Annotated in this window: 22 protein-coding genes; 5 read left to right on the forward strand and 17 right to left on the reverse strand. The window is 61.4% G+C overall.

The features are described from left to right. Window positions 1–64: 64 nt before the first annotated feature. The 4 genes from ABJO61_RS04575 to ABJO61_RS04590 all read right to left on the reverse strand — a co-directional run bounded on the left by ABJO61_RS04575 (window position 65) and on the right by ABJO61_RS04590 (window position 3,854). On the reverse strand, window positions 65–1,675 hold the full coding sequence (locus ABJO61_RS04575) for a hypothetical protein (protein ID WP_348327233.1): 1,611 nt from the start codon (window positions 1,673–1,675) through the stop codon (window positions 65–67). A gap of 62 nt (window positions 1,676–1,737) precedes the next feature. Continuing rightward, window positions 1,738–2,157 (reverse strand): HIT family protein, encoded by a 420-nt coding sequence (locus ABJO61_RS04580; protein ID WP_348327236.1) that lies wholly within the window; start codon window positions 2,155–2,157, stop codon window positions 1,738–1,740. Window positions 2,158–2,159: 2 nt separating this feature from the next. Further along, window positions 2,160–3,359, reverse strand: coding sequence for a GNAT family N-acetyltransferase (locus ABJO61_RS04585; RefSeq protein ID WP_348327239.1), 1,200 nt, complete (start codon window positions 3,357–3,359; stop codon window positions 2,160–2,162). A gap of 27 nt (window positions 3,360–3,386) precedes the next feature. Further along, window positions 3,387–3,854 carry a RidA family protein gene (locus ABJO61_RS04590; RefSeq protein WP_348327242.1) on the reverse strand — a complete coding sequence of 156 codons (468 nt, stop codon included), beginning with the start codon at window positions 3,852–3,854 and terminating at the stop codon, window positions 3,387–3,389. 94 nt (window positions 3,855–3,948) lie between these two features. Here ABJO61_RS04590 and ABJO61_RS04595 point away from each other — a divergent pair, with 94 nt between their 5' ends. After that, window positions 3,949–4,989: an agmatine deiminase family protein gene (locus ABJO61_RS04595; protein ID WP_348327245.1), complete on the forward strand. Its 1,041-nt coding sequence runs from the start codon at window positions 3,949–3,951 to the stop codon at window positions 4,987–4,989. Window positions 4,990–5,008: 19 nt separating this feature from the next. On the opposite strand, the gene ABJO61_RS04600 is transcribed toward ABJO61_RS04595, so the two are convergent. Together ABJO61_RS04600 and ABJO61_RS04605 are read right to left on the reverse strand one after the other, a co-directional pair. Further along, window positions 5,009–5,728 carry a GGDEF domain-containing protein gene (locus tag ABJO61_RS04600; RefSeq protein WP_348327248.1) on the reverse strand — a complete coding sequence of 240 codons (720 nt, stop codon included), beginning with the start codon at window positions 5,726–5,728 and terminating at the stop codon, window positions 5,009–5,011. 169 nt (window positions 5,729–5,897) lie between these two features. Beyond that, on the reverse strand, window positions 5,898–6,863 hold the full coding sequence (locus ABJO61_RS04605; RefSeq protein ID WP_348327251.1) for a D-glycerate dehydrogenase: 966 nt from the start codon (window positions 6,861–6,863) through the stop codon (window positions 5,898–5,900). A 92-nt stretch (window positions 6,864–6,955) separates the two neighbouring features. Here ABJO61_RS04605 and ABJO61_RS04610 point away from each other — a divergent pair, with 92 nt between their 5' ends. Further along, complete coding sequence (locus ABJO61_RS04610) at window positions 6,956–7,768, forward strand: cell envelope integrity EipB family protein (protein ID WP_348327254.1); 813 nt, start codon at window positions 6,956–6,958, stop codon at window positions 7,766–7,768. A gap of 147 nt (window positions 7,769–7,915) precedes the next feature. On the opposite strand, the gene ABJO61_RS04615 is transcribed toward ABJO61_RS04610, so the two are convergent. Next, window positions 7,916–9,184, reverse strand: coding sequence for a DNA polymerase IV (locus tag ABJO61_RS04615; protein ID WP_348330705.1), 1,269 nt, complete (start codon window positions 9,182–9,184; stop codon window positions 7,916–7,918). A gap of 211 nt (window positions 9,185–9,395) precedes the next feature. Here ABJO61_RS04615 and ABJO61_RS04620 point away from each other — a divergent pair, with 211 nt between their 5' ends. Then, complete coding sequence (locus ABJO61_RS04620; RefSeq protein ID WP_348329003.1) at window positions 9,396–10,454, forward strand: putative zinc-binding peptidase; 1,059 nt, start codon at window positions 9,396–9,398, stop codon at window positions 10,452–10,454. A gap of 9 nt (window positions 10,455–10,463) precedes the next feature. Here the strand turns inward: ABJO61_RS04620 and ABJO61_RS04625 are convergent, their stop codons facing one another. The 5 genes from ABJO61_RS04625 to ABJO61_RS04645 all read right to left on the reverse strand — a co-directional run bounded on the left by ABJO61_RS04625 (window position 10,464) and on the right by ABJO61_RS04645 (window position 13,873). Continuing rightward, the gene (locus ABJO61_RS04625; RefSeq protein ID WP_348329000.1) at window positions 10,464–11,366 is read right to left on the reverse strand and encodes a hypothetical protein; all 903 of its coding nucleotides are present in this window, start codon (window positions 11,364–11,366) and stop codon (window positions 10,464–10,466) included. 71 nt (window positions 11,367–11,437) lie between these two features. Continuing rightward, window positions 11,438–11,575, reverse strand: coding sequence for a hypothetical protein (locus ABJO61_RS04630; protein ID WP_348328997.1), 138 nt, complete (start codon window positions 11,573–11,575; stop codon window positions 11,438–11,440). Window positions 11,576–11,716: 141 nt separating this feature from the next. Further along, on the reverse strand, window positions 11,717–12,616 hold the full coding sequence (locus tag ABJO61_RS04635) for an ROK family protein (RefSeq protein WP_348328994.1): 900 nt from the start codon (window positions 12,614–12,616) through the stop codon (window positions 11,717–11,719). A 220-nt stretch (window positions 12,617–12,836) separates the two neighbouring features. Beyond that, the gene (locus tag ABJO61_RS04640) at window positions 12,837–13,598 is read right to left on the reverse strand and encodes a hypothetical protein (RefSeq protein WP_348328991.1); all 762 of its coding nucleotides are present in this window, start codon (window positions 13,596–13,598) and stop codon (window positions 12,837–12,839) included. Beyond that, window positions 13,595–13,873, reverse strand: coding sequence for a DUF3572 domain-containing protein (locus tag ABJO61_RS04645; RefSeq protein WP_348328988.1), 279 nt, complete (start codon window positions 13,871–13,873; stop codon window positions 13,595–13,597). Before ABJO61_RS04645 ends, ABJO61_RS04640 begins: the two co-directional genes overlap by 4 nt. Before the next feature lie 242 nt (window positions 13,874–14,115). Here ABJO61_RS04645 and ABJO61_RS04650 point away from each other — a divergent pair, with 242 nt between their 5' ends. Beyond that, window positions 14,116–14,481: a response regulator gene (locus ABJO61_RS04650; protein ID WP_293206941.1), complete on the forward strand. Its 366-nt coding sequence runs from the start codon at window positions 14,116–14,118 to the stop codon at window positions 14,479–14,481. A gap of 27 nt (window positions 14,482–14,508) precedes the next feature. After that, window positions 14,509–15,879 (forward strand): PleD family two-component system response regulator, encoded by a 1,371-nt coding sequence (locus ABJO61_RS04655; RefSeq protein WP_348328985.1) that lies wholly within the window; start codon window positions 14,509–14,511, stop codon window positions 15,877–15,879. 459 nt (window positions 15,880–16,338) lie between these two features. Here ABJO61_RS04655 and rpmG read toward each other — a convergent pair whose 3' ends face one another. The 5 genes from rpmG to ABJO61_RS04680 form a co-directional block, all read right to left on the reverse strand. Continuing rightward, window positions 16,339–16,506, reverse strand: a complete 168-nt coding sequence (rpmG, locus tag ABJO61_RS04660; RefSeq protein WP_293332140.1) for a 50S ribosomal protein L33 — start codon at window positions 16,504–16,506, stop codon at window positions 16,339–16,341. Window positions 16,507–16,674: 168 nt separating this feature from the next. Continuing rightward, on the reverse strand, window positions 16,675–17,856 hold the full coding sequence (locus ABJO61_RS04665; RefSeq protein WP_348328981.1) for an MFS transporter: 1,182 nt from the start codon (window positions 17,854–17,856) through the stop codon (window positions 16,675–16,677). Between the two features lie 158 nt (window positions 17,857–18,014). Then, on the reverse strand, window positions 18,015–18,689 hold the full coding sequence (locus tag ABJO61_RS04670) for an NUDIX domain-containing protein (RefSeq protein ID WP_348328978.1): 675 nt from the start codon (window positions 18,687–18,689) through the stop codon (window positions 18,015–18,017). A gap of 4 nt (window positions 18,690–18,693) precedes the next feature. Then, entirely contained in the window at window positions 18,694–19,461 is a 768-nt protein-coding gene (locus ABJO61_RS04675; protein ID WP_348328975.1) for an NUDIX hydrolase, read from the reverse strand. Between the two features lie 221 nt (window positions 19,462–19,682). Next, a complete protein-coding gene (locus ABJO61_RS04680; RefSeq protein WP_348330708.1) occupies window positions 19,683–20,099 on the reverse strand; it encodes a DUF983 domain-containing protein in 417 nt (138 codons plus the stop codon). Window positions 20,100–20,210 lie beyond the last annotated feature (111 nt).

Raw genomic sequence — 20,210 nt, forward strand, 5'->3', positions numbered from 1 at the left:
TTGTTTGTGCCCTCTGCAGATGTTCGCCGCGGAGCGCCCGACGCACCCGGTGCCGGTCGGCGCCTCAGCCCTTCCTCAGACGGTAGATGCGGACGTCGATGTCCGAGGAATAGTAGACATCGCCGTTCTTTGCGACAGCGACTCCGGTGGGGATAAAGAGCGACGGGGTGTCCTCCGGCGCTTCAAAGCCTATGGGCAGGTTTTCGCCGATGACTTCGCTCTCTCCCGATTCCAGATCTATTGCCACGATGCGTTTTGCGCCCACTTCCGCAACGGCCAAGCGTCCATCTGGCATGATGTCGAAGCCTTCGGGCGCCGAGAGGTCATGCGCCACCACGCTTCGTTCTCCGGTGTCAGGGTTTACTCTTGAAATCTGTCCGCCGAGATTTTCGCTGACATAAAGCATTCCGTCGCCGTTCAGCTTCAACATGGCTGGTCCCTCGAGACCGGTTGCGATATCCGTGCGGTTGTCCCAGTCATCGGCTGCTACGCGCACCAGCGCTCCACGGGCGTATTCGGAAACCACAATGCTGCCGTCAGAAAGAACGATGGCATCTGCAGGCGTTGTAAATCCGTGATGAGGCTTGGAGGATGCATCGCCCGCCTCGTTGAAAACCTGAACGGCACCTGCGGTAAGTGCTGCTACAGCCACGTGTCCGTTTGCGGTGGAAATGCTCAATGGGTAGTCGATGTTAGACGACCACACGCGAGCGATCTCCTCAATCGTGCTGCTAACCGGATCGACCTTGCGAATGGCAAAGAGGTCGGCAACAAAAATCTTGCCCTCCTCGTTCAGTGCAATATCGCCCGCGATGGCAAGCGGACCAGAAACGATGGTCTCCACTTCACCGCTTTCCGTATCCACCGCGATGACGGCGTTGTCCGCCATGTTGGTGATGAAGAGTTTATCCTCGTTATCGAATGCGAGGTTATCAATTGCGGGGGCAACTTCGGCGATGAGTGTCTTTGCGCCCGTGTCTGTGTTCACTCGATAGACGTGGCCGGCTTCTGTGTCGACGGCATAGAGATCGCCTTTCGAATTGAAGTTCACGGCAGCGGGCGTCGCAAAGCCTTCGGCGATGACGTCCAGTGTTCCTGTGTCGACATCGACGCGTGCGATCTGGCCCTTGAACCAGAGAGGCCCGTAGAGCTTTCCGTCGGGTCCGAAGTCGAAGCCATTCAGGCCGCCCATTCCAGACATGATCTCGCGCGGCGGATTTTCACCACTCGGGTCGAGTTCATAGAGCGCATCTCCGAGAAAGACCTGTGTGGCGAAGAGGCGGCCCTCATCCGTCCAGGCAATCGAATTGAGGCCGGGCAGACCCTCTGCGAGAGTGAGCAGGGTGCCATCGGTCTTGCGTGCATAAACCTTGCCGTCGAGAAAGGCGGTCCAGGCAAGTGTGCCGTCCGGTCCTTCCTCAAGGTCGTCCGCCATTCCTTCCGGCGGGCCTTCGTAGATGCTCGTTGCGCCGCTATCGCGGTCGACCTCGTAAATCGCGCTCCCTACGACGCTACCGGCGAGGATCTTGCCCTCTTTTGTTACCGTGATGCCGTGTATGCCGTGGAAGGGAGAGGGCGCGGTTACCGCCTCCTGCGTATATTCCTCGCTATCGGAGCAAGCGGACGCCGCAAACAGAATGGCGGCAAAAAACGCAGTGCGCTTCATGAAGTTCATGTTGTCCTCCCCTGTGCAGCTTTGTTGCATCCTCTCCCCAGGCGCACAAAGCCATTCATTTTCTACTCAATCAGAGCCCGTATTTTTTTGGCCTGGCTTTCAAGTTCCTTGAAATCGGCCATCTCCCGGGCGTGAAGCTTCAGGTCGATCCCGTCGGTTCTCGGAATGATGTGAGTGTGAATATGAAAGACGGTCTGTCCAGCTTCCGCGCCGTTCAATTGCGCAATGAGGATGCCCGGGACGTTGAATGCCCTCTTCACGGCCGGGGCGATGCGCTGAACGGTTTTCGCCATGGCGCCTGCATATTCAGGATCAAGGTCGAAAAGGTTCTCGGCCGGGAATTTCGGGATGACGAGCGTGTGGCCTTCTGCCTGCGGCATGACATCCATGAAGGAAAGCGTCATGTCGTCTTCATAGACCTTGAAGCAGGGTGCGTCGCCGCGCAGGATTTTTGCGAAGATGTTGTTTGGATCATATGCCACGGTCAGAAATCATCCTCCTGATGTTCTTCTTTGCTCATATCGTGCCGGAAGGGCGCGTATTCGCCAAGTATCGCGATATCGCGATCGACGTATTGGCGTTCGCGGGAAAGATATTCGGCGACCGCCTCGCGAAATGAAGCGTTCGCGATCCAGTGCGCGCTATAGGTCCGGGAGGGAACATAGCCGCGCGCGAGTTTATGCTCGCCCTGTGCGCCAGCCTCTACACGTTCAAGGCCTCGGGCGATGGCGAATTCGATGGCCATGTAGTAGCAGCATTCGAAATGAAGGAAGGGGTGATGCTCGATTGTGCCCCAGTTTCGTCCATAGAGGGCATCGCCGCCGATGAAGTTCAATGCGCCTGCGATCAGTTTGCCATCGCGCCGCGCCATCACCAGAAGCGTCTCGTTGGCCGTACGTTCGCCTATCAGGCTGAAAAAATCTCTCGTGAGGTAGGGCGACCCCCATTTTCGCGCGCCCGTATCCATGTAGAAGGTGAAGAAGGCGTCCCAGTGATCTTCCGTGAGACCATCGCCTGTCACGCATTCAACAGTGATGCCATTTTCTGTCGCGCGTTCACGCTCTTTGCGGATCATCTTGCGCTTGCGGGAGGACAGGTCGGCGAGGAAGTCGTCGAATGTCCTGTAGCCTCGATTGTGCCAGTGGAATTGCTGGTCGGTCCGCTGAAGCAGGCCGTGGGCACCTGCACGTTTCCATTGCCGTTCGGGGAGGAAGGTAATGTGCAGCGAGGAGACGCCATGTCTTCGGGCGATCTCGATGGCGCCTTCCAGCAATGTGTCTTCCAGGGCTTCGCGAATGGGTGTGTTCGGAACGAGGAAGCGTGGACCGGTTGCGGGCGTGAAGGGGACCGAACACTGAAGTTTTGGATAGTAGTTTCCCCCGGCATTCTCCAGGGCGTTGGCCCAGCCGTGGTCAAAGACGTATTCGCCCCGGCTATGGTTCTTCAGGTACATCGGCATGCAGCCGGCGAGCTTGCCTGCCTCATCCTCCAGAAGGATGTGCTGAGCGAGCCACCCTGTGTGCCGCGTGGCTGACCCGCTCTCTTCCAGTGCGCTTAGAAATCCGTGCGAGACAAAGGGATTCGCCGGTTCACCCTGCGGATTGGCGCATGCGTCCCAGCTTTTGCTGTCCACGCCGGAAAGGCTGTCCACGACACGGATGATGGCTGCTTCGCTGTCTCCCATGACCCGATCCTAATGAACCGGCGCTGCTCATGCGATCTCGAAAATAGCCTCGATTTCGACTGTCATCTGGAAGGGGAGCGACGCAGCGGAAACGGCGGAGCGGGCGTGCCGTCCGGCTTCTCCGAAAACTTCCACCAGCAGGTCGGAACCGCCATTGATGACGGAAGGTTGCTGGTCGAAGTCCGGGGTGGAGTTCACGAAGCCGAGCAGCTTCACACAGCGCGTAACCCGGTCCAGGTCTCCGCCACATGCGGCCTTCAGCTGGGCGAGGACATTGATCATGGTAAGGCGAGCTGCGGCTTTCCCGGACTCGGCGTTCTGTTCCTGGCCGACCTTGCCCTGATATTCGAGACCTTTGGGACCGACGGGGCCCTGACCCGAAATGAAAACCAGATTGCCTGTAAGGACATAAGGTACGTAGGTGCCCGCCGGTTGCGAGGGGGCAGGCAATTCGATGCCGATTTCCTTCAGGCGGGCTTCTGTCTTTCCGGTCATGTCGCTTTGCTCCCTTTGCCGCGGTTGCCGCACTATGTTGGCGCGTTATACCTAACGCCTAAGACGGAACGGCGAAAGAGCAGGAAGGCAGAGCATGAGTGAGCGGCGTATGCCGGCGGATGACGGACTGTTCATGCCAGCTGAATGGGAGCCTCATGAACGCTGCTGGATGCAATGGCCAAGCCGGACAGAAGTGTGGGGTGATCGCTTGCCGCAGACTTATGCCGCTTATGCGCAGGTTGCGCGAGCCATCGCCGCTTTCGAGCCCGTGAGCATGGTCTGCCGGCCGGAAGACGAGGCGCAGGTTCGCCTCGCCTGCGGGCGGGGCATTGAAACAGTGCCGCTCCCCATCGACGACAGCTGGTGCAGGGACTCAGGCCCCATTTTTCTTATTGATGGCAAGGGACATGCCGCCGGGTCGCAGTGGCGTTTCAATGCATGGGGAAACGCCTATCACGGCTATGAAAACGACGCCGCAGTGGCCGGACTTATCCTCGACCGGCTCGGCATGCGCAAATATTCGAACAATATGGTGCTGGAGGGTGGCGCGATTTCCGCGGATGGCTACGGCACGCTTCTGACGACCGAGGAATGTTTGCTGAACGATAACCGCAATCCCGGGATGACCAGACAACAGATCGAGGAGACGCTTGCACTGACGCTCGGAGTCGCGCGGATTATCTGGCTGGACCGGGGACTGGAAGACGACGAGACGAGCGGCCATGTCGATATGATCGCTTCCTTTGCGGGTGAAGGCCGGGTTCTCCTGCACAAGCCAGAGGACAGGCGCGACCCGAATTACGCCCGGATGCAGGATAACAAACAGCGTCTCGAAGCCGCGAAGGATGCGAGAGGGAGAGCGCTGGAGGTAATCGAGATCCCTCAGCCGCAACGCCAGTTCAAAAGGGAAGATGGCAGACGGCTATGCACGTCCTACGTGAATTCATATATCGCCAACGGGGCGGTGATCATGCCGACCTATGACGACCCGAACGACGATGTCGCGGCAGGTATCATGGCGGAGGCCTTTCCGGGGCGAAAAATCGAGACGGTGCCGGCGCTGGAAATCGCAATTGGCGGGGGCTCGATCCATTGCATTACGCAACAGCAACCCAAGGGCGAGCCGTTCGTCTGAGCGATCAGCCGAGGATTTTTTATCCCAGCGTGGTAAGGCGCGCGGCCCGGCTGCCGTTCTTCTTGTCGGCATACATGGCGCGGTCTGCGCGTTCGATCAGGTTTTCGATCTGCGTTTCGCCATTGTAGCTTGCGAGGCCCAGGCTTGCGCGCACGGAAATGCGCTGCGCCTTGCAGGCAATCTTGAGCTTGCCGATTTCCCTCAGCATTTCACGCGCCCTTTCACGGGCAGGACGATGATCGGCGCGAACAAAAAGGATCGCGAATTCGTCGCCGCCGAGACGTGCTGCATAGTCCGTTGCGCGAATGCTTTTGCTCAGGAAAGCACCAACCTGACGCAGCACTTCGTCGCCAGCGCTGTGGCCGTGGCGGTCGTTGACGGTCTTGAAGTCGTCGAGGTCGATATAGGCGAGAAGGCCCGTTTCCTCATAGCGCGCGGCGCTCAGGAGATTGCGGCGAAGTACTTCATCGAAACCGCGTCTGTTGAGCAGCCCCGTGAGTTCGTCGGTCTGTGCGAGGGCCTCAAGCTGCTGGATGCGCTTGTTGAGTGCAACGATGCGGCTTTCGGTTTCGTTTGCGAAGGCGATTGCCTGCGAGACGAGGTGGCGATTGGCTTGCGTGCGACTTCCGAGGCCGAGGCTACGGCGAAAACGCTCCGTCTGCGGATCGGAAGGCATGATGCCGTCTAGAATGCCCGCAGGCTCGTTGCGATCTTCAAATGTTCTCTTCGGATACCCCATATGTCCCGCCACGGCTTCCCGCGACCCCCTGTTTGGAGTGTGAGTGAGGATGAAGATGCAAACGCGCGGCCAGAACAAGATGTAATTTAAATCAATGACTTAAGAGATGGCGCCCCCCAGAAGACCCGGCAAAGTTTGCCGCTTAATGGTAGCGATTACCCAACACCGCCTAGGCCGATACGAGGTCGCGGGGCGGATTTCCCCGGAAGAAGGCTTCAAGGTTTTCGAGGGCACGAAAACCCATGGCGTTGCGCGTTTCGAGCGTGGCGCTGCCGAGGTGGGGGAGGAGGAAGGCGTTGGAAAGATTGAGATATCCGGGATGCAGGTTCGGCTCGTTGTTGAAGACGTCGAGCCCGGCGGCCCCAAGGCGGCCGGAAGCGAGAGCTTCGATCAAGGCGTCGTCATCGACGATGTCGCCACGTGCGGTGTTCACGATGATGGCCCCCTCGGGGAGGTTGGCGATGGTCTCGCGGTTGATGAGCCCGCGCGTCTGCGGTGTCGACGCACAATGGATGGACAGGATGTCTGAAGCGCCGAAAAGTGAAGCAGTATCAGCATGATAGCACGCACCTTCCTCCAGCTCCGGCGAGAGGCGCTGGCGGCTGTGATAGTGGATCTCCATGCCGAAGGCGCGCGCACGGGAAGCTGTGGCGCGCCCGATACGGCCCAAGCCGAGGATCCCCAGCCGTTTGCCGGAAAGCTCCGTACCCAGCATTCCTGTGGGCGCCCAGTTTTTCCAGCGGCCTTCGCGAAGAGTGGCGATGGACGAGGTCGCGTTGCGGGCCGCACCGAGCATAAGAAGGAGGGCAATCTCGGCCGTGGCATCGGTCAGGACGTCCGGCGTGTTGGTGACGGCAATGCCGCGCGCGGCGGCAGCGGCGACGTCAATGTGATCGTAACCTACTGAGAAAGTTGAGATAATCCTGATGCTCGCGGGGAGGGCGGCGATCAGCTCCGCGTCGATCCTGTCCGTCACGGTGACGAGGAGGCCGTCCTTTCCCTGTGCATCCGCAACGATGCTTTCGCGTGTGGGGAGGGTGTCGCCGCCATTGAGGGAGGCATCGAAATGTGCAGAAGCGCGGGCCTCTACATCGGACGGTAATTTTCGTGTGACGAGAATGCGGGGGCGGGTCATGCAAAGCCTTCCGGATGAACTGGTTATCCGGTTTACCCGATGGTGTAGGCTTGCAAAAGGGCTGTGACGGGTGGAGCAGGAGCGGAAACGAAGTGAAGCGGTTCGAGTGTTTAGTATCTGTAATTGTTGCCTTTTTCGTCGCGGGCGCAGGGGCTGCGGCAGCCTCGCCGGCACTGCAGATGCATCGCGCCGTCTATGATCTGTCGCTCGGACACACACAGCCGGTGAGCGACGTGACGGGCATTGAGGGACGCATGGTCGTCGAGTGGCGAGGGGGGCCGGCTTGCGGCGGCTATACCTCGTTGCAACGCGTGGTGACGAAAGTTTCCGTTGCAGATCAAGGGTTTGTGAGCAACGACGTTCGTCTGAGCTATTGGGAAGCGGCGGACGGAAGCGAGTTTCGTTTCACCCGGACCGAGTACACGAATGGCGAGCTGACCGATAGCGAGGAAGGCACGGCAACGCGCGAAAAGTCCGGCGATATCAAGCTGTTACGCGAGGGCGACGAGCCCGCGGCGATGCCCCGCGAGACGCTGTTTCCGATGGAATACAACCTCGGGCTGATCGAAAAAGCGCAAGCAGGGCACAAGGTTTTCAGCCATCCGCTGTTCGACGGGACGGAAAAGGGCGAGAATCCGACCACCGCCTTCATTGGGAAAACCGTTTCAGTTCAAGGGCTTGATGCGAAGGTGGACGGAAAGGGCGCGGCGCTCGCCGAGATGGAGCCCTGGCCCGTGCGGATCAGCTATTTCGATCCGGCGGATGGCGAGGGCGTGCCGAACTTCGAGATGGGATATCTCTTATTTCCCAACGGGATATCGGCCACGCTGTCGCTCGATTATCTCGATGTCGAGGTGAAGGGGGCGCTCAGCGAGGTCACTTATTTCGATCCGGGAAAGTGCTGAGCAAATGCGTGACCGTCACAATTCGCGGTGGCGGACTTCCGCCGTTTTTCGAACTTCATTTCCGACTGTCATCGAAACGTCATCATAACGTCACAAACGCCGCCCTTATCCCCATATTCATCCGTAGACGGATTTATCCCCGCTTCGTCATTTTTTCATGCCCCGTCCCTTGACGATGGACTTGTCCCCGAATTTCGCACGGAGACGATCCATCGCCCGTTCGGCCTCCGCGCGACGTGTTGCGGCGGGATCGAGCATGTCGGGCGGGTCGGCGAGATCGCCATCGGCGAGACCGGAAATCCCCACTCCCAGAAGACGAAAACTTGTCCCCGTGGTTTCGCGGGCAAGCATGGGCGAGGCGGTGCGGTAGATCACCTCGGCGAGCTGCGTCGGGTCGGGCAGGGTCTGATTGCGTGTACGGGTCTTGAAGTCGGCGGTCTTGAGTTTCAGTACGACGGTCGAGCCCGAAAGGCCGGCAGCCTTGGCGCGGGTGGCGACCTTGTCGCAGAGGGGCCAAAGAATGCGGTCGAGCTCGGCCCGGTCCGAGATGTCGCGCATGAAGGTTGTTTCTGCAGAAATGCTTTTCGTCTCGTGGACGGGTTCGACATGGCGGCTGTCCAGTCCGCGCGAGAGACGGTAGAGGCGGCTTCCCATCGAGCCGAAGCGCGCCATGAGATCGTGTTCTTCCATCTTCTGAAGCTGGGAAATGCGGGTAATGCCCTCACGCGCGAGCTTTGTCTCCAGCGCCTTGCCGACACCCCAGATCATGGACACGGGTTTACTGGCGAGGAAGGACAGCGTCTCCTCGCGGCCGATGACGGCGAAGCCGCGCGGCTTGTCGAGGTCGGAGGCCATCTTGGCGAGGAACTTGTTGTGGGAGAGGCCGACGGAAACGGTGATGCCGATCTCCTCCTCGATGCGCTTTGCGAGGCGCGCCATGCTGACGGCGGCGCTTGCGTGATGCAGGCGCTCGGTGCCGGAGAGATCGAGGAAGGCCTCGTCGATGGAGACGGGTTCGACGAGCGGCGTGAGGTCGCGCATGAGCGCGCGAACGTCGCGGGCGACCGCGACATATTTTGCCATGTCGGGTTTCAGCACGACGGCGTCGGGGCAGGCGGCGAGCGCCTTGAACATGGGCATGGCGGAGCGCACACCCCGGATGCGCGCGATGTAGCAGCAGGTGGAGACGACGCCGCGCGTGCCGCCGCCGATGATGAGCGGCTTGTCGCGAAGCTCCGGGTTGTCGCGCTTCTCGACCGCAGCGTAGAAAGCATCGCAATCCATATGGGCGATGGTGAGCGAGCTGATCTCCGGGTGGAAGAGGAGACGCGGGCGGCGGCACGCAGGGCAACGCTCCGCGCCGTCCGGCACGGGAGAGAAGCAGTCGCGGCAGAAGCCTGTCGTTTCGTCGGTCATGGGGCGTTATGGGGGTGGACAGGATGATGTTTTGCCGGGAGTTTATCAGCAAAGCGGCCCGTCATTGCCGAATATCAAGGGCAATCGTTCCGGGGCAATCGCTCCGGGGCAAGGGCTTCAGAGAATTGAGGCTATAATCGGTTATCCCGATTGGGCTTTTGCGCCAGCAGGGCGTTGTGAGCCTAGCTGAACCCCGACCGAGGCTCCTGTCATGAAACTCTTCGAATGCCAGCGCTGCGGGCAGACGCTCTATTTCGAGAACACCGAATGCGAGCGCTGCGGAAGCGCACTCGGGTTTCTGCCGGAGCAAATGCAACTGAGTGCGCTGTCGCCGGATGGCGAGACGTGTTTCCGGCCGCTGGCAAGACCGGGGCAGACGATGCGCTATTGCGCCAATGCCGCTTATGATGCCTGCAACTGGATGGTGCCCGCGGACGCGGCCAGCCCCTATTGCACGGCCTGCAGGCTGAACCGGACGGTGCCGGACCTCGGCATTGCCGAGAACGTACTGCTCTGGCGGCAGATCGAGACGGCGAAGCATCGGCTCGTCTACGGGCTTCTGCGGCTGGGCCTGCCGGTCATCAGCAAGTTCGACGACCGCGAGCGGGGCATCGCCTTCGACTTTCTCTCTGGGCCAGCCGCGCCGGGAACGGCGGAAGAGCCCGTTACCACCGGCCATCGCAGCGGCCTCATCACGATCGATGTGGCGGAAGCGGACGACGCCGTGCGGGAGCGCAACCGGCGCGACATGGCGGAGCCCTACCGGACGCTGCTCGGTCATTTCCGGCACGAGATCGGGCATTACTACTGGGACCGGCTGGTGCGCGACACGGTTTGGCACGCATCGTTCCGCGAGATGTTCGGGGACGAAAGGCGGAACTACGGCGAGGCGCTGGCGGCTCATTACGCCAATGGCTCACCGGCCAACTGGCAGGAGAGCTATATCAGCACCTATGCGAGTTCTCATCCCTGGGAGGACTTCGCCGAAAGCTGGGCGCATTACCTGCATATCGTCGACACGCTGGAGACGGCGGATGCGTTCGGGCTGAAGATTCATCCGCAGGTGGCCGATGCCAGGGAGACGGACTTCCGCTGCTACAAGGCGGCGGATTTCGACACGATCATGGCGGCATGGACGCCGCTCACGGCGACCGTCAACAGCCTCAACCAGAGCATGGGGCAGGACGATCTCTACCCGTTCGTGCTGTCCCCGACGGTGGCGGGGAAACTACGCTTCGTGCACGGATTGATTTACGGCGCGAGCCTGTAGTCCGGCAGGCTAATCGGCTATGCACGCGCCATTCTGGCGGCGATAGGGCGAGCTGCATTCCCAGTCATTGCCGGAATAATCCAGATGCGCATTGCCGGGGAGGACGAGTTTTTCACAGGCCTTTCCGCTCGACCGGAAGCCGCGATTGCAGGCCCAGCCCTCTCCATAGGCCGTTCCGCTCAGATAGGCGTTCTCTGGAGGCACGATCGCCTTGCAGGCGTTGTCGACCGCGCGGAAATTCCGGTCGCAATCCCAGCCTTTGCCGATTGTCGATTCGGAAAGAAAGCCGTTCTCCGGCGGAATGACCGGGGAGCAGGTGCTGCCGGTGGTGCGGTAGCCGCGCTCGCATTCCCAGCCGATGCCATAGCTGGTGTTTGTCGCGAAGGCGTTTTCGGGAATGACGACTGCGACGCAGCCGGTTCTATCGGCGCGATATCCGCGGTCGCACTTCCAGCTGTCGCCATAAGTCGATTCCACGAGATATCCATTCGCAGGGACTTCGACCTCGACACAGGATTCTCCGGTGCTCTTGAAGCCGCGTTCGCAATTCCATTGATCGCCGGCGGATGTCAGGTAGGCATTGGCGGGTATGACGATGGGGACGCAGGCTTCATTATCCCGGCGGAAGCCGCGATCGCATGACCACTTGTTGCCGTAGGAGGAGGCGCGGGCATGTCCGTTCTCGGGAACGGTCACAACAAGGCAGGCACCGCCGGCCTTGCGGAAGCCGTCATTGCATAACCATCCGTTGCCGAAGCTCATCTTTCGTGCGTTTTCGGGGATGCCTGCGGCTGAAGAGCCTGTCTGCGCCTGCTTTGCCTCCTGCGCGGCCGCGGGCGAGAGATAAAACACGGCAGGAAGCAAGGCCGCGATCGTCAAAAGACGCAGAGCCTTCAAAAGCCGGTGTTTCATGCAAATTCCGTTTCGCGGGTTTCGGGGAGGCAGGTAGATGCGGAGAGGACGTCTACCCCTCCGCGATGCATTCAGGACTTCTTGGCGTCGTTGGCCGGGGCGGCGGTCTTTTCCGCTGCCGGAACCGGAGCGCCCGCGACGGCGGGATCCTTCACGGCGTGTTCCTTGTTTTCCGGCTTATTTTCCGTCTTCGGTTCAGTTTTGATCATGATTTTTACTTTCTTTTCACAGAAAATATTTGCCTGTGATTAATAGAAGTGGTGACTGTTAAGATAACAATCAACGTATATAAGATTTATACGGAATATATTATTGTAGACATTTGCTGTTTTGGCGCGATCAGGCGGGCGCTACCGGGCAGGCCAGAGCCAGGCCGCACCGCGCACACCGCTCGCATCGCCATGTTTGTGGCGGGCGAGACGGGTTTCCACCGTGTCGGAGAAGACGTAGGCGCCCCAGCGGGCGGGGACTTCGTCGTAGAGGGCGGCGATGTTCGACATGCCGCCGCCCAGCACGATCACATGGGGATCGAGAATATTGATGACATGGGCAAGTGCGCGGGCGAGGCGATCCGCATAGCGCCGGAGCGCGAGGCGGGCGGGGCGGTCGCCACCCTCCGCCGCCGCGACGATGGCCTCCGGCGAGAGGGCCTCGCGCGTGTCGAGCATATAGTCGGCCGCGAAGCCCGGACCCGAAAGCCAGCTTTCAATGCAGCCCTTCTTGCCGCAATAGCATTCCGGCCCCGGCATCTCGTCCGGCAGGACGAAGGGGAGCGAATTGTGCCCCCATTCACCGGCAATGGCGTTTGGTCCCGAAAGGAGCGCGCCATTGACGACGATGCCGCCGCCGACGCCCGTGCCGAGGATGACGCCGAAGACGGAGGCAGCGCCCGCTGCCGCGCCATCGGTTGCTTCGGACAGGGCGAAGCAATCGGCGTCGTTGGCGAGGCGGACTTCGCGGCCGAGTGCGGCTTCGAGATCGCGCCCGAAGGGATGGCCGATGAGCCAGGTGCTGTTCGCGTTTTTCACAAGGCCGGTGGCGGGCGAGACGATGCCGGGCATGCCGATGCCGATAGTGCCCTGCTCACCGGCTTCCGCTTCGAGCGCGGCGGCGAGATCGCGGATCGCGGCGATGGTGGCGGCATAATCGCCGCGCGGCGAGGCGACGCGCTTGCGGGTGCGTTCATTGCCGCTGTCGTCGAGGACGATGCCTTCGATCTTGGTGCCGCCGAGGTCTATGCCGATGCGCATTCCGGGAATCCCTTTTTTCGCGGAGGATAGCAGGTTTGGAAATCACGCAGAGACGGAGAGGGAGGAAAAATGAGGTGTCATCCCGGCTTTCGCCGGGATGACAATTTTGTTTTTGGTTTTTGTCGTGCCTCAAGGGGAAGAGTCTTTTTCTGACGCCGCTTTGCGGCTTCTGGATTGCCGGGTCAAGCCCGGCAATGACGTTTCCATTTTATCATGTCTTCTAGAAACCCTCCGTGTCCAGACGTTCCTCGATGAAGCGGCGGGCGGCGGGCCATTCGGTGGTGTGGAAATGGCTGTCGGGGGCCTGGCCGAGCAATTTCGCGAGGCGGGGGTCGGCGATGAAGTGGATGAGATGCGTTGGCGCGTGGGCCCTGGCGACCGAGGCGATGTTGTGCGGGATGTCGTCGAGAAAGACGACCGGCGCTTCCACCATCTCGGCGAGGCGGCGGACGGCGCCGCCCTTCAGCCCCTTGTTCGCGATGACGGGATAGGGCAATCCTTGCGCGGCGAGCGATGCCTCGCGGCGGGGCTTTGCTTCAATCGGCACGTTGGTCAGGATGACGATCTGCGCGCGCTCCGAGAGGGCGGCCAGCGCATCGACCGCGCCGGGCACGACGTCGAGATCATGCGCGGAAGCGGCGAAGAAGGCATCGAGCAGGGCGGGCATCCCGGCGGGCGGCACGGGCTCGTCCGTGCCCTTGCGCTTGATGTTGCCGGAAAGGGCGAAGCTCCGAAGGTCGATCCAGAGATCCTGCGTGTCGAGGTAGCGTTCGAGGCCGACCATGAACTGCAGCAGCACCTCGTCGGCGTCGGAGACGATGAGCGGGCGGCCGCGCGTGAGCGTCAGCGCGTCGATCTGGGGGATGGTGGCGGCATCGACGGCGAGGGGATCGCGCATCGCGGCATCGCCGGTGCGCATATCGGGCCGGGGGCCGGAGACTTCGCTTGCCGTGGCGCCCGGGTCATCCTTGATGCTGCTCATGTCCATTCCACCTGTTCGCCGCCGGGGAGCGCCTGACGCGCGCGGCCGGGAAGGCGGGGATCCAGTTCTTCCGATTCGCAGAAAGCGAGAAGGCGGGCTTCATCGGCCAGCAGAAAATCGAGAATCGCGCCCAGAAACTCCGCTTCGCCCGCGCGGGAGCGCAATTCATCGACCGAAAGGCCGGAAAGGGCAAGGAAATCGCCCAGAAGGTCTTCATCGGCGGCGATGTGGCCAAGGGCGCGGATGGCCAGCAATTCGGCCTCGTCTTTCGTCATAAGCAGGATTTTCCCGGGCTTTGCGCCAGAAGAAGGCGGCATGGACACGCAAACTTAATCATAGCGGGTCTTAAATGAAAAACCCCCGGAAAGCTGCGGCTTCGAGCCCCGGGATTAAAGACTTAGTTAAGGATATTCGGGTCATATGGCCCATATAAGCAGAGTCGCCATTCCCGACCGGGAACCGGCAAATCGGGCGCAGGGTCGCCCGGCACAGGTGGAGTTCTGGAGCTATGGACGCAATGTCTAAGAAGGTCCTGATCGTCGAAGACAATGAGCTCAACATGAAGCTCTTCCACGATCTTCTGGATGCGCATGGTTACGAAACGCTGCAGACGCGCGACGGAATCGAGGCGCTTGAAATCGCGCGCACGAACCGCCCGGACCTGATCCTCATGGACATCCAGCTGCCGGAAGTTTCCGGGCTCGAAGTCACGAAGTGGATCAAGGAAGACGACAACCTGCGCGCCATTCCCGTTGTCGCCGTCACCGCTTTCGCGATGAAGGGCGACGAAGAGAAGATTCGCGAGGGCGGCTGCGAGGCCTATATCTCCAAGCCGATCTCGGTGACGCAGTTCCTCGAAACGGTTCAGCGTTTCCTCCGTTAAGCGCCTCCAGGCAAGCACGAGGCACCAGTGACTGCTCGCGTACTCATTGTCGACGACGTTCCCGCGAACCTGAAGCTGCTCGACGCAAAGCTGACGGCCGAATATTTCGACGTGTTCAAGGCGAGCTCGGGTCCGGAAGCGCTGGAGGCTGCGAAGGAGCAGCAGCCGGACATCATTCTGCTCGACGTGATGATGCCGGGCATGGACGGGTTCGAGGTCTGCCGCCGCCTGAAGGCGATGCCGGAGACGGAACATATCCCCGTCGTCATGGTGACCGCGCTCGACCAGCCGAAGGACCGCGTGCAGGGCCTTGAAGCGGGCGCCGACGATTTTCTCACCAAGCCGCTCAACGATCTCGCGCTGTTTGCGCGCGTACGCAGTCTTGTGCGCCTGAAGATGGTGACGGACGAGCTTCGCATGCGCGAGGCGACGGGGCAGCGCATCGGCGCGCTTTCGGCGACCGGCGACAACTTCCTGATGTCGGAGCCCGGCCGGATCGCCGTTATCGACGACAGGCCGACCTCGCTGAAGCGCATCACGGAGACGCTGGCCAGCGAACACAATGTTACCGTTGCCGAAAGCCAGGAAGAACTCATTCAGCTTGCCTCGACAGGCGATTTCGATCTGCACATCATCAGCCTGACGCTCCAGGAATATGACGGGCTGCGGCTTTGCTCGCAGCTTCGCTCGCTGGAAGCGACGCGGCAGGCGCCGATCCTCGTCATCGTGGAAGAGGGCGATACGCCGCGGCTCGTGCGCGCGCTCGACATGGGCGTGAACGACTATCTGGTGCGGCCGGTGGAGCGGAATGAACTCGTGGCGCGGGCGCGCAGCCAGCTTCGCCGCAAACGCTATCAGGATTATCTGCGCGACAAGTTCCAGCAGGGGCTGGAGCTTGCGATCACGGACGGGCTGACCGGGCTCTATAATCGCCGCTACATGGAAGGCCATCTCGCGACGCTGGTCGACGACGCGGCGAATACAGGCAAGTCGGTGGCGCTGCTGATTTTCGATATCGATTACTTCAAGGCGGTCAACGACACCTATGGCCATGCGGCGGGCGACATGGTGCTCAAGGAATTCGCAAGGCGGGTTTCGTGCAATGTGCGCGGCGTCGATCTCACCTGCCGGCTTGGCGGCGAGGAATTCGTGGTCGTGATGCCCGACACGGATATCGGCTATGCGATGTCGGTCGCCGAACGGCTCCGGCAGAACGTGGCGATGAAGCCGTTCACGCTGGACGAAGAGGGCCGGACGATCGATGTGACGGTGAGTATCGGCATTGCCGTGACCCATGGACCGGCGGACGATGCGGGGAAGCTCCTCGAACGCGCCGACCAGGGGCTCTACCGCGCCAAGCGGGACGGGCGGAACCGCGTGGTTGCCGAGGCGGCGTAAGCCCTCGTTTTCATTTCAGACAAGTCATACAGAATTCGAGAAGTCTTCTTCGAGACTTCGGGGAGATTTCGCGCGCGCCAGCATTCATTAACCTTAAAAATTCATGGTTGATGAAGTTGAAAGCGCTGTGAGGCCCGTCAAGACGCTCTCTGTGCTTTATTGGGACAATGCGGTGTGGTAGGTTTTAATGACGATCATCGTTTCGCTGCCAGCGTCTTTCCCGCTCTTGCTGGGGGGTGAGTCGGGAAAATCCGGGCAGCGATATGTGTCCTCGTGGGGCGCTCAGGTCCGCCGCATCTCCTGGGTCCGCGAGGCACGGCCGGCCGGGGCGTGGTTGTGGAGTGGCCTCCTCTGATAAGCTGCGATTTCCCGGTCGGCCACCTATAAACGGAAAGAGCCGGTTCCAAAAGGAACCGGCTCTTTTTCGTTTCGGAAGCGGGCGCGGGGCCCGCCGCCAAATCACTTGATCTTGGTTTCCTTGAACTCGACATGCTTGCGAGCGACGGGATCGTATTTCTTGATGACCATCTTTTCGGTCATGGTGCGGCTGTTCTTCTTCGTGACGTAGAAGTAGCCGGTGCCCGCTGTGCTTTCGAGCTTGATCTTGATTGAAGCTGGCTTCGCCATCTCGCGAAATCCTTGCGTTGCGCGGGCGGCGTGCCCGCGAGGCCATAGTTGCGCAATCCAGCGCGAAGCCGGGAATATGCGGAATTGCGCGCAGGCTACTCAGGCGGCGGCGGAAGTCAAGCGGAAGCCCGGATTGCCCGGCAAAACAACGGAAAATACCGGGTTTTCTCAGGGCGCGGGGGTGGCGCGCGGGGCGGTGAAATAGCGCCAGCCCGCGATTGCGACATAGAGCGCGCACAGGCTTGCCATGACGACAATCAGGCCATGCGGATCCCAGAGGTCCATGCCGATACCGGCCAGGGGCGGGCCGATGAGCGCGCCTGTCGAATACATCAGCACAAAGGCGGCATTGGCCGAGGCGAGGTCCGCACCGCGGAAACGCTGGCCGAGAAGTGTCAGCCCGACGGTATAGAGGCCGACGACGACGCCGCCGAAAATGAAAAGCGTGGGCGCAAAAAGCCAGAGTCTGTGGGCGACCAGCGGGATTGCCGAAGCGCCGAGGACGCCGACAAGGGCGCAGACCAGCAGAACCAGACGGCGGTCGGTGCGGTCGGCCCAGATGCCGATGGGGATCTGGCAAAGGATGTTGCCCGCCGCGAAGATGGACAGCACGAAGGCGGCGGTCTGCTCGGTCATGCCGGTGCGGACGCCATAGACGGGCAGCAGATTGAAGATGTTTGTTTCGGTGGCGCCGTAGACGAGGCCGGCAAGGGTGGCGGCGGGGGCGACGATAAGGAAGCTCAGGAAACTCTTGCTCGGGCGCTCGGTGACGCGGGGCGCGAGGCCGCGCCCGAAAAGGACGAGGGGCACACCCGCAGCGAGAATCAATGCGCCGATGGTGGCGAAAGGCAGCAGGCCCTGCGTGCCGACCAGAAAGAGCAGCACGGGGCCGGAGGCGAAGCCGCATGACAGAACCGTGCCGTAAATGCCGATCAAGCGGCCACGGTTTTTCTCGTCCGCCAAGGTGTTCACCCAGAATTCGCTGACGACGAAAAGACCGGTGAGCGCAAGGCCGTTGGCGAAGCGGATCGGAAACCAGAGCCAGACATTGGGGAAGACGTAGTAGGCCGGCATCGCAATGGCCGAGACGAGAATGCAGGTGAGAAGAAACGGGATTGCCGGGATGCGCCGCAGAAGCGCCGGGATGAAGGGCGTCAGCAGGAAGGTGGCGAGCGCGGGCATCGCGGTGTTGAGGCCGATGATCGAGGCCGAGACGCCCTGACGCTCCATCAGCAGGGCGAGGAGCGGAATGGAGACGCCGAGGCCCATGCCAACGACCGAGATGCAGGCGATGACAGCGATGAGGCTGCGCCTGCGCTCGGCGGCGGTGAGGGGCGCGTCCTCGGACATGGTGAGTTGTTTCCCGGTCATTGCCCAAAGGCGATAGCGCGTTTTTGCGGGTTTGTCATTGGTGTGGACGGGAGGGGGCGAGTGTGTGCACTTACCCCTCCCCGAAATTCGTTTCACGAATTTCGACCCTCCCACAGGGGGAGGGTGGTCCAGGTGTCCTATGCCCGTATGACGGGCTTGTCGTTGCGGTAGGAATAAAGCGGCACGCGGGAGCGGGTTTCGCCCTTGTGGCGGCGGGAGATTTCGTGGAGCACGAATTCCGTCACGTCGATAACGGGGAGTTTCAGGGCTTCCGAAATCTTGTACCAGCCGAGGTCTTCGAGTTCGCCGCTGCCTTTTACCTCGCCCGATGCGACTTCTGCGGAGGCGGCGAAGAAGCGCGCATGAAAGCGGATGGGGCTCGAAGCCGGCGTGATCGCGCGGGCGACGAAATCCAGCACATCGAGACGCGGAGCGACGCCGCGGTCACGGAACGGTTCCCAGCCTTCGCCCGCGACGATGCCGACATCGCCGGGGGCGGCGACGATGAGGCCCGTCTCCTCGAAGGTTTCGCGGATGGCGGCGGCGGCAAGCGCCTCCGACTTTGCGCGGGAGGCGGCGGCGCTTTCCATCATGCGCGCGGTCTGGTGGCCGAAGCCTGTTGCGGTACGCACCCCCATGTCGCCCGCATCGAGCTTGCCGCCGGGAAAGACGAAAGCATCCGGCACGAACTTCATGCGCGAATGACGCCGCCCCATGAGGATGCGCGGTTCGTTCTCTGCCGTGTCGATGAGAACGAGGCTGGCGGCATCGCGCGGACGAATGCCGCGCTTGATGGTTTCGTGAGAGGTCATGACGTCAATCCGCAATGGCGTCGCGGATCGCGTTGCCATTTCTGAAGTGGACAAAGGGAACGGCGCGGCGGCGCTGTGCGGCGGTGGAGAGCGCGAGGCGTTCGTCGATCTCGTCCAGCACGACGCGGGTGATGTTCGGCAGGTCGAGGCCGCGCGCATCGTCGAGCGTCAGCCAGTGAAGGCCCTGCAATTCGCCCGAGCCCGTGACCTTGGCGGGATCGCCCTGGATCGCTTCCGCATCGGCGATGAAGAAACGCGTGTCGAAGCGGCGCGTACGATAGGGCGGGGTGATGGCGCGGGCAACGAAGTCGAGCGAACCGAGCGCGGGCGCGACACCTTGTGCGAAGTATTCGTTCCAGTCGGGATGCTTGCTTTTCTGGAGCGCGGTGATCGGCTTGCCGAGAATGAGGCCGGTTTCCTCGAAGGTTTCGCGGATGGCGGCCATGGCGAGCGCGCGGGCGCGAAGTTCGGAGGGCTTGCCCCGCATACGCACAAGAAGGCGGCGGGTGACGGGATCGCGAAGCTCCTGCGCGGGCTTCACGCGGCTGTCCGCGCGGTCGACGCGGCCACCGGGGAAGACAAACTTGTTCGGCATGAATTTATGGTCCGCGTGACGCTGGCCCATGAGCACCTGCGGCTGCGCGGCATCGCGGCGGACGATGATGAGGGTCGAGGCATCGCGCGGACGCACGGCCTTTCCCTGGGTCGCCTCGCGATATTCCTGCTCGCGCGATTTCTTCGGGTCGAAGATCGCCCGTTGTTCCTCCGCCATCACTTCATCCCTGTTCTTACGATTGCTTGTTGGGAACAGGATGCCCGGGAGGAGGCGGCAGAGTCCAGCCGGGCAGGCGATGGCGCGTTCGTCCGGGAGAGCGGAGTCCCCCTCCCCAAACCGCCCATCTTTGTCTGCATTTGCAGACAAGCTGCAAAATGGGCGGTTTGACCCTCCCTCAAGGGGAGGGTGGCAGGAAGAATGAGCAGGAGGACGCGGCGTCAATCCTCCTGCGTGTTTCCGTCGAAGCCGTGCATGCGCAGCGCCCATTGCCAGCCGACGACCGCACCCTTGATGCGGGGCAGGAACCAGAGCGAGAGCAGCAGCGTGAGCGCAGGCCAGATCGTGGCGTGGACCCAGAGCGGCGGGAGATATTCGAGTTCGAGCCAGAGCATCATCGGGACGACGATGTGGCCCACAACCATGATGGTGAAATAGGGCGGGGCATCATCCGCCTGATGGTGGTGCAGATCCTCGCCGCAATCCGGGCAATTGTCCGCGACCTTCAGGAATTTGCGGAACATGTTACCGCGACCGCAAGCCGGACAATGGCCGCCGAAGCCGCGCAATATGGAGACGAGCGCCGGACGGCGGGCGGGCTCGGCAGCTTCGTAGGTGCGGGTATCGGTCATGTCCATCTGGTACTCACGGCAGCGATAGTGGATGCCCCACCAAAATGGTCGGAAAACGCATTTGATAATATGTGGCAGGTTGCCGCGCGTCAGGGCGCGCGACCTGGCCCGGAATCA

Source organism: Parvibaculum sp., assembly GCF_039973015.1.
GTDB lineage: Bacteria > Pseudomonadota > Alphaproteobacteria > Parvibaculales > Parvibaculaceae > Parvibaculum.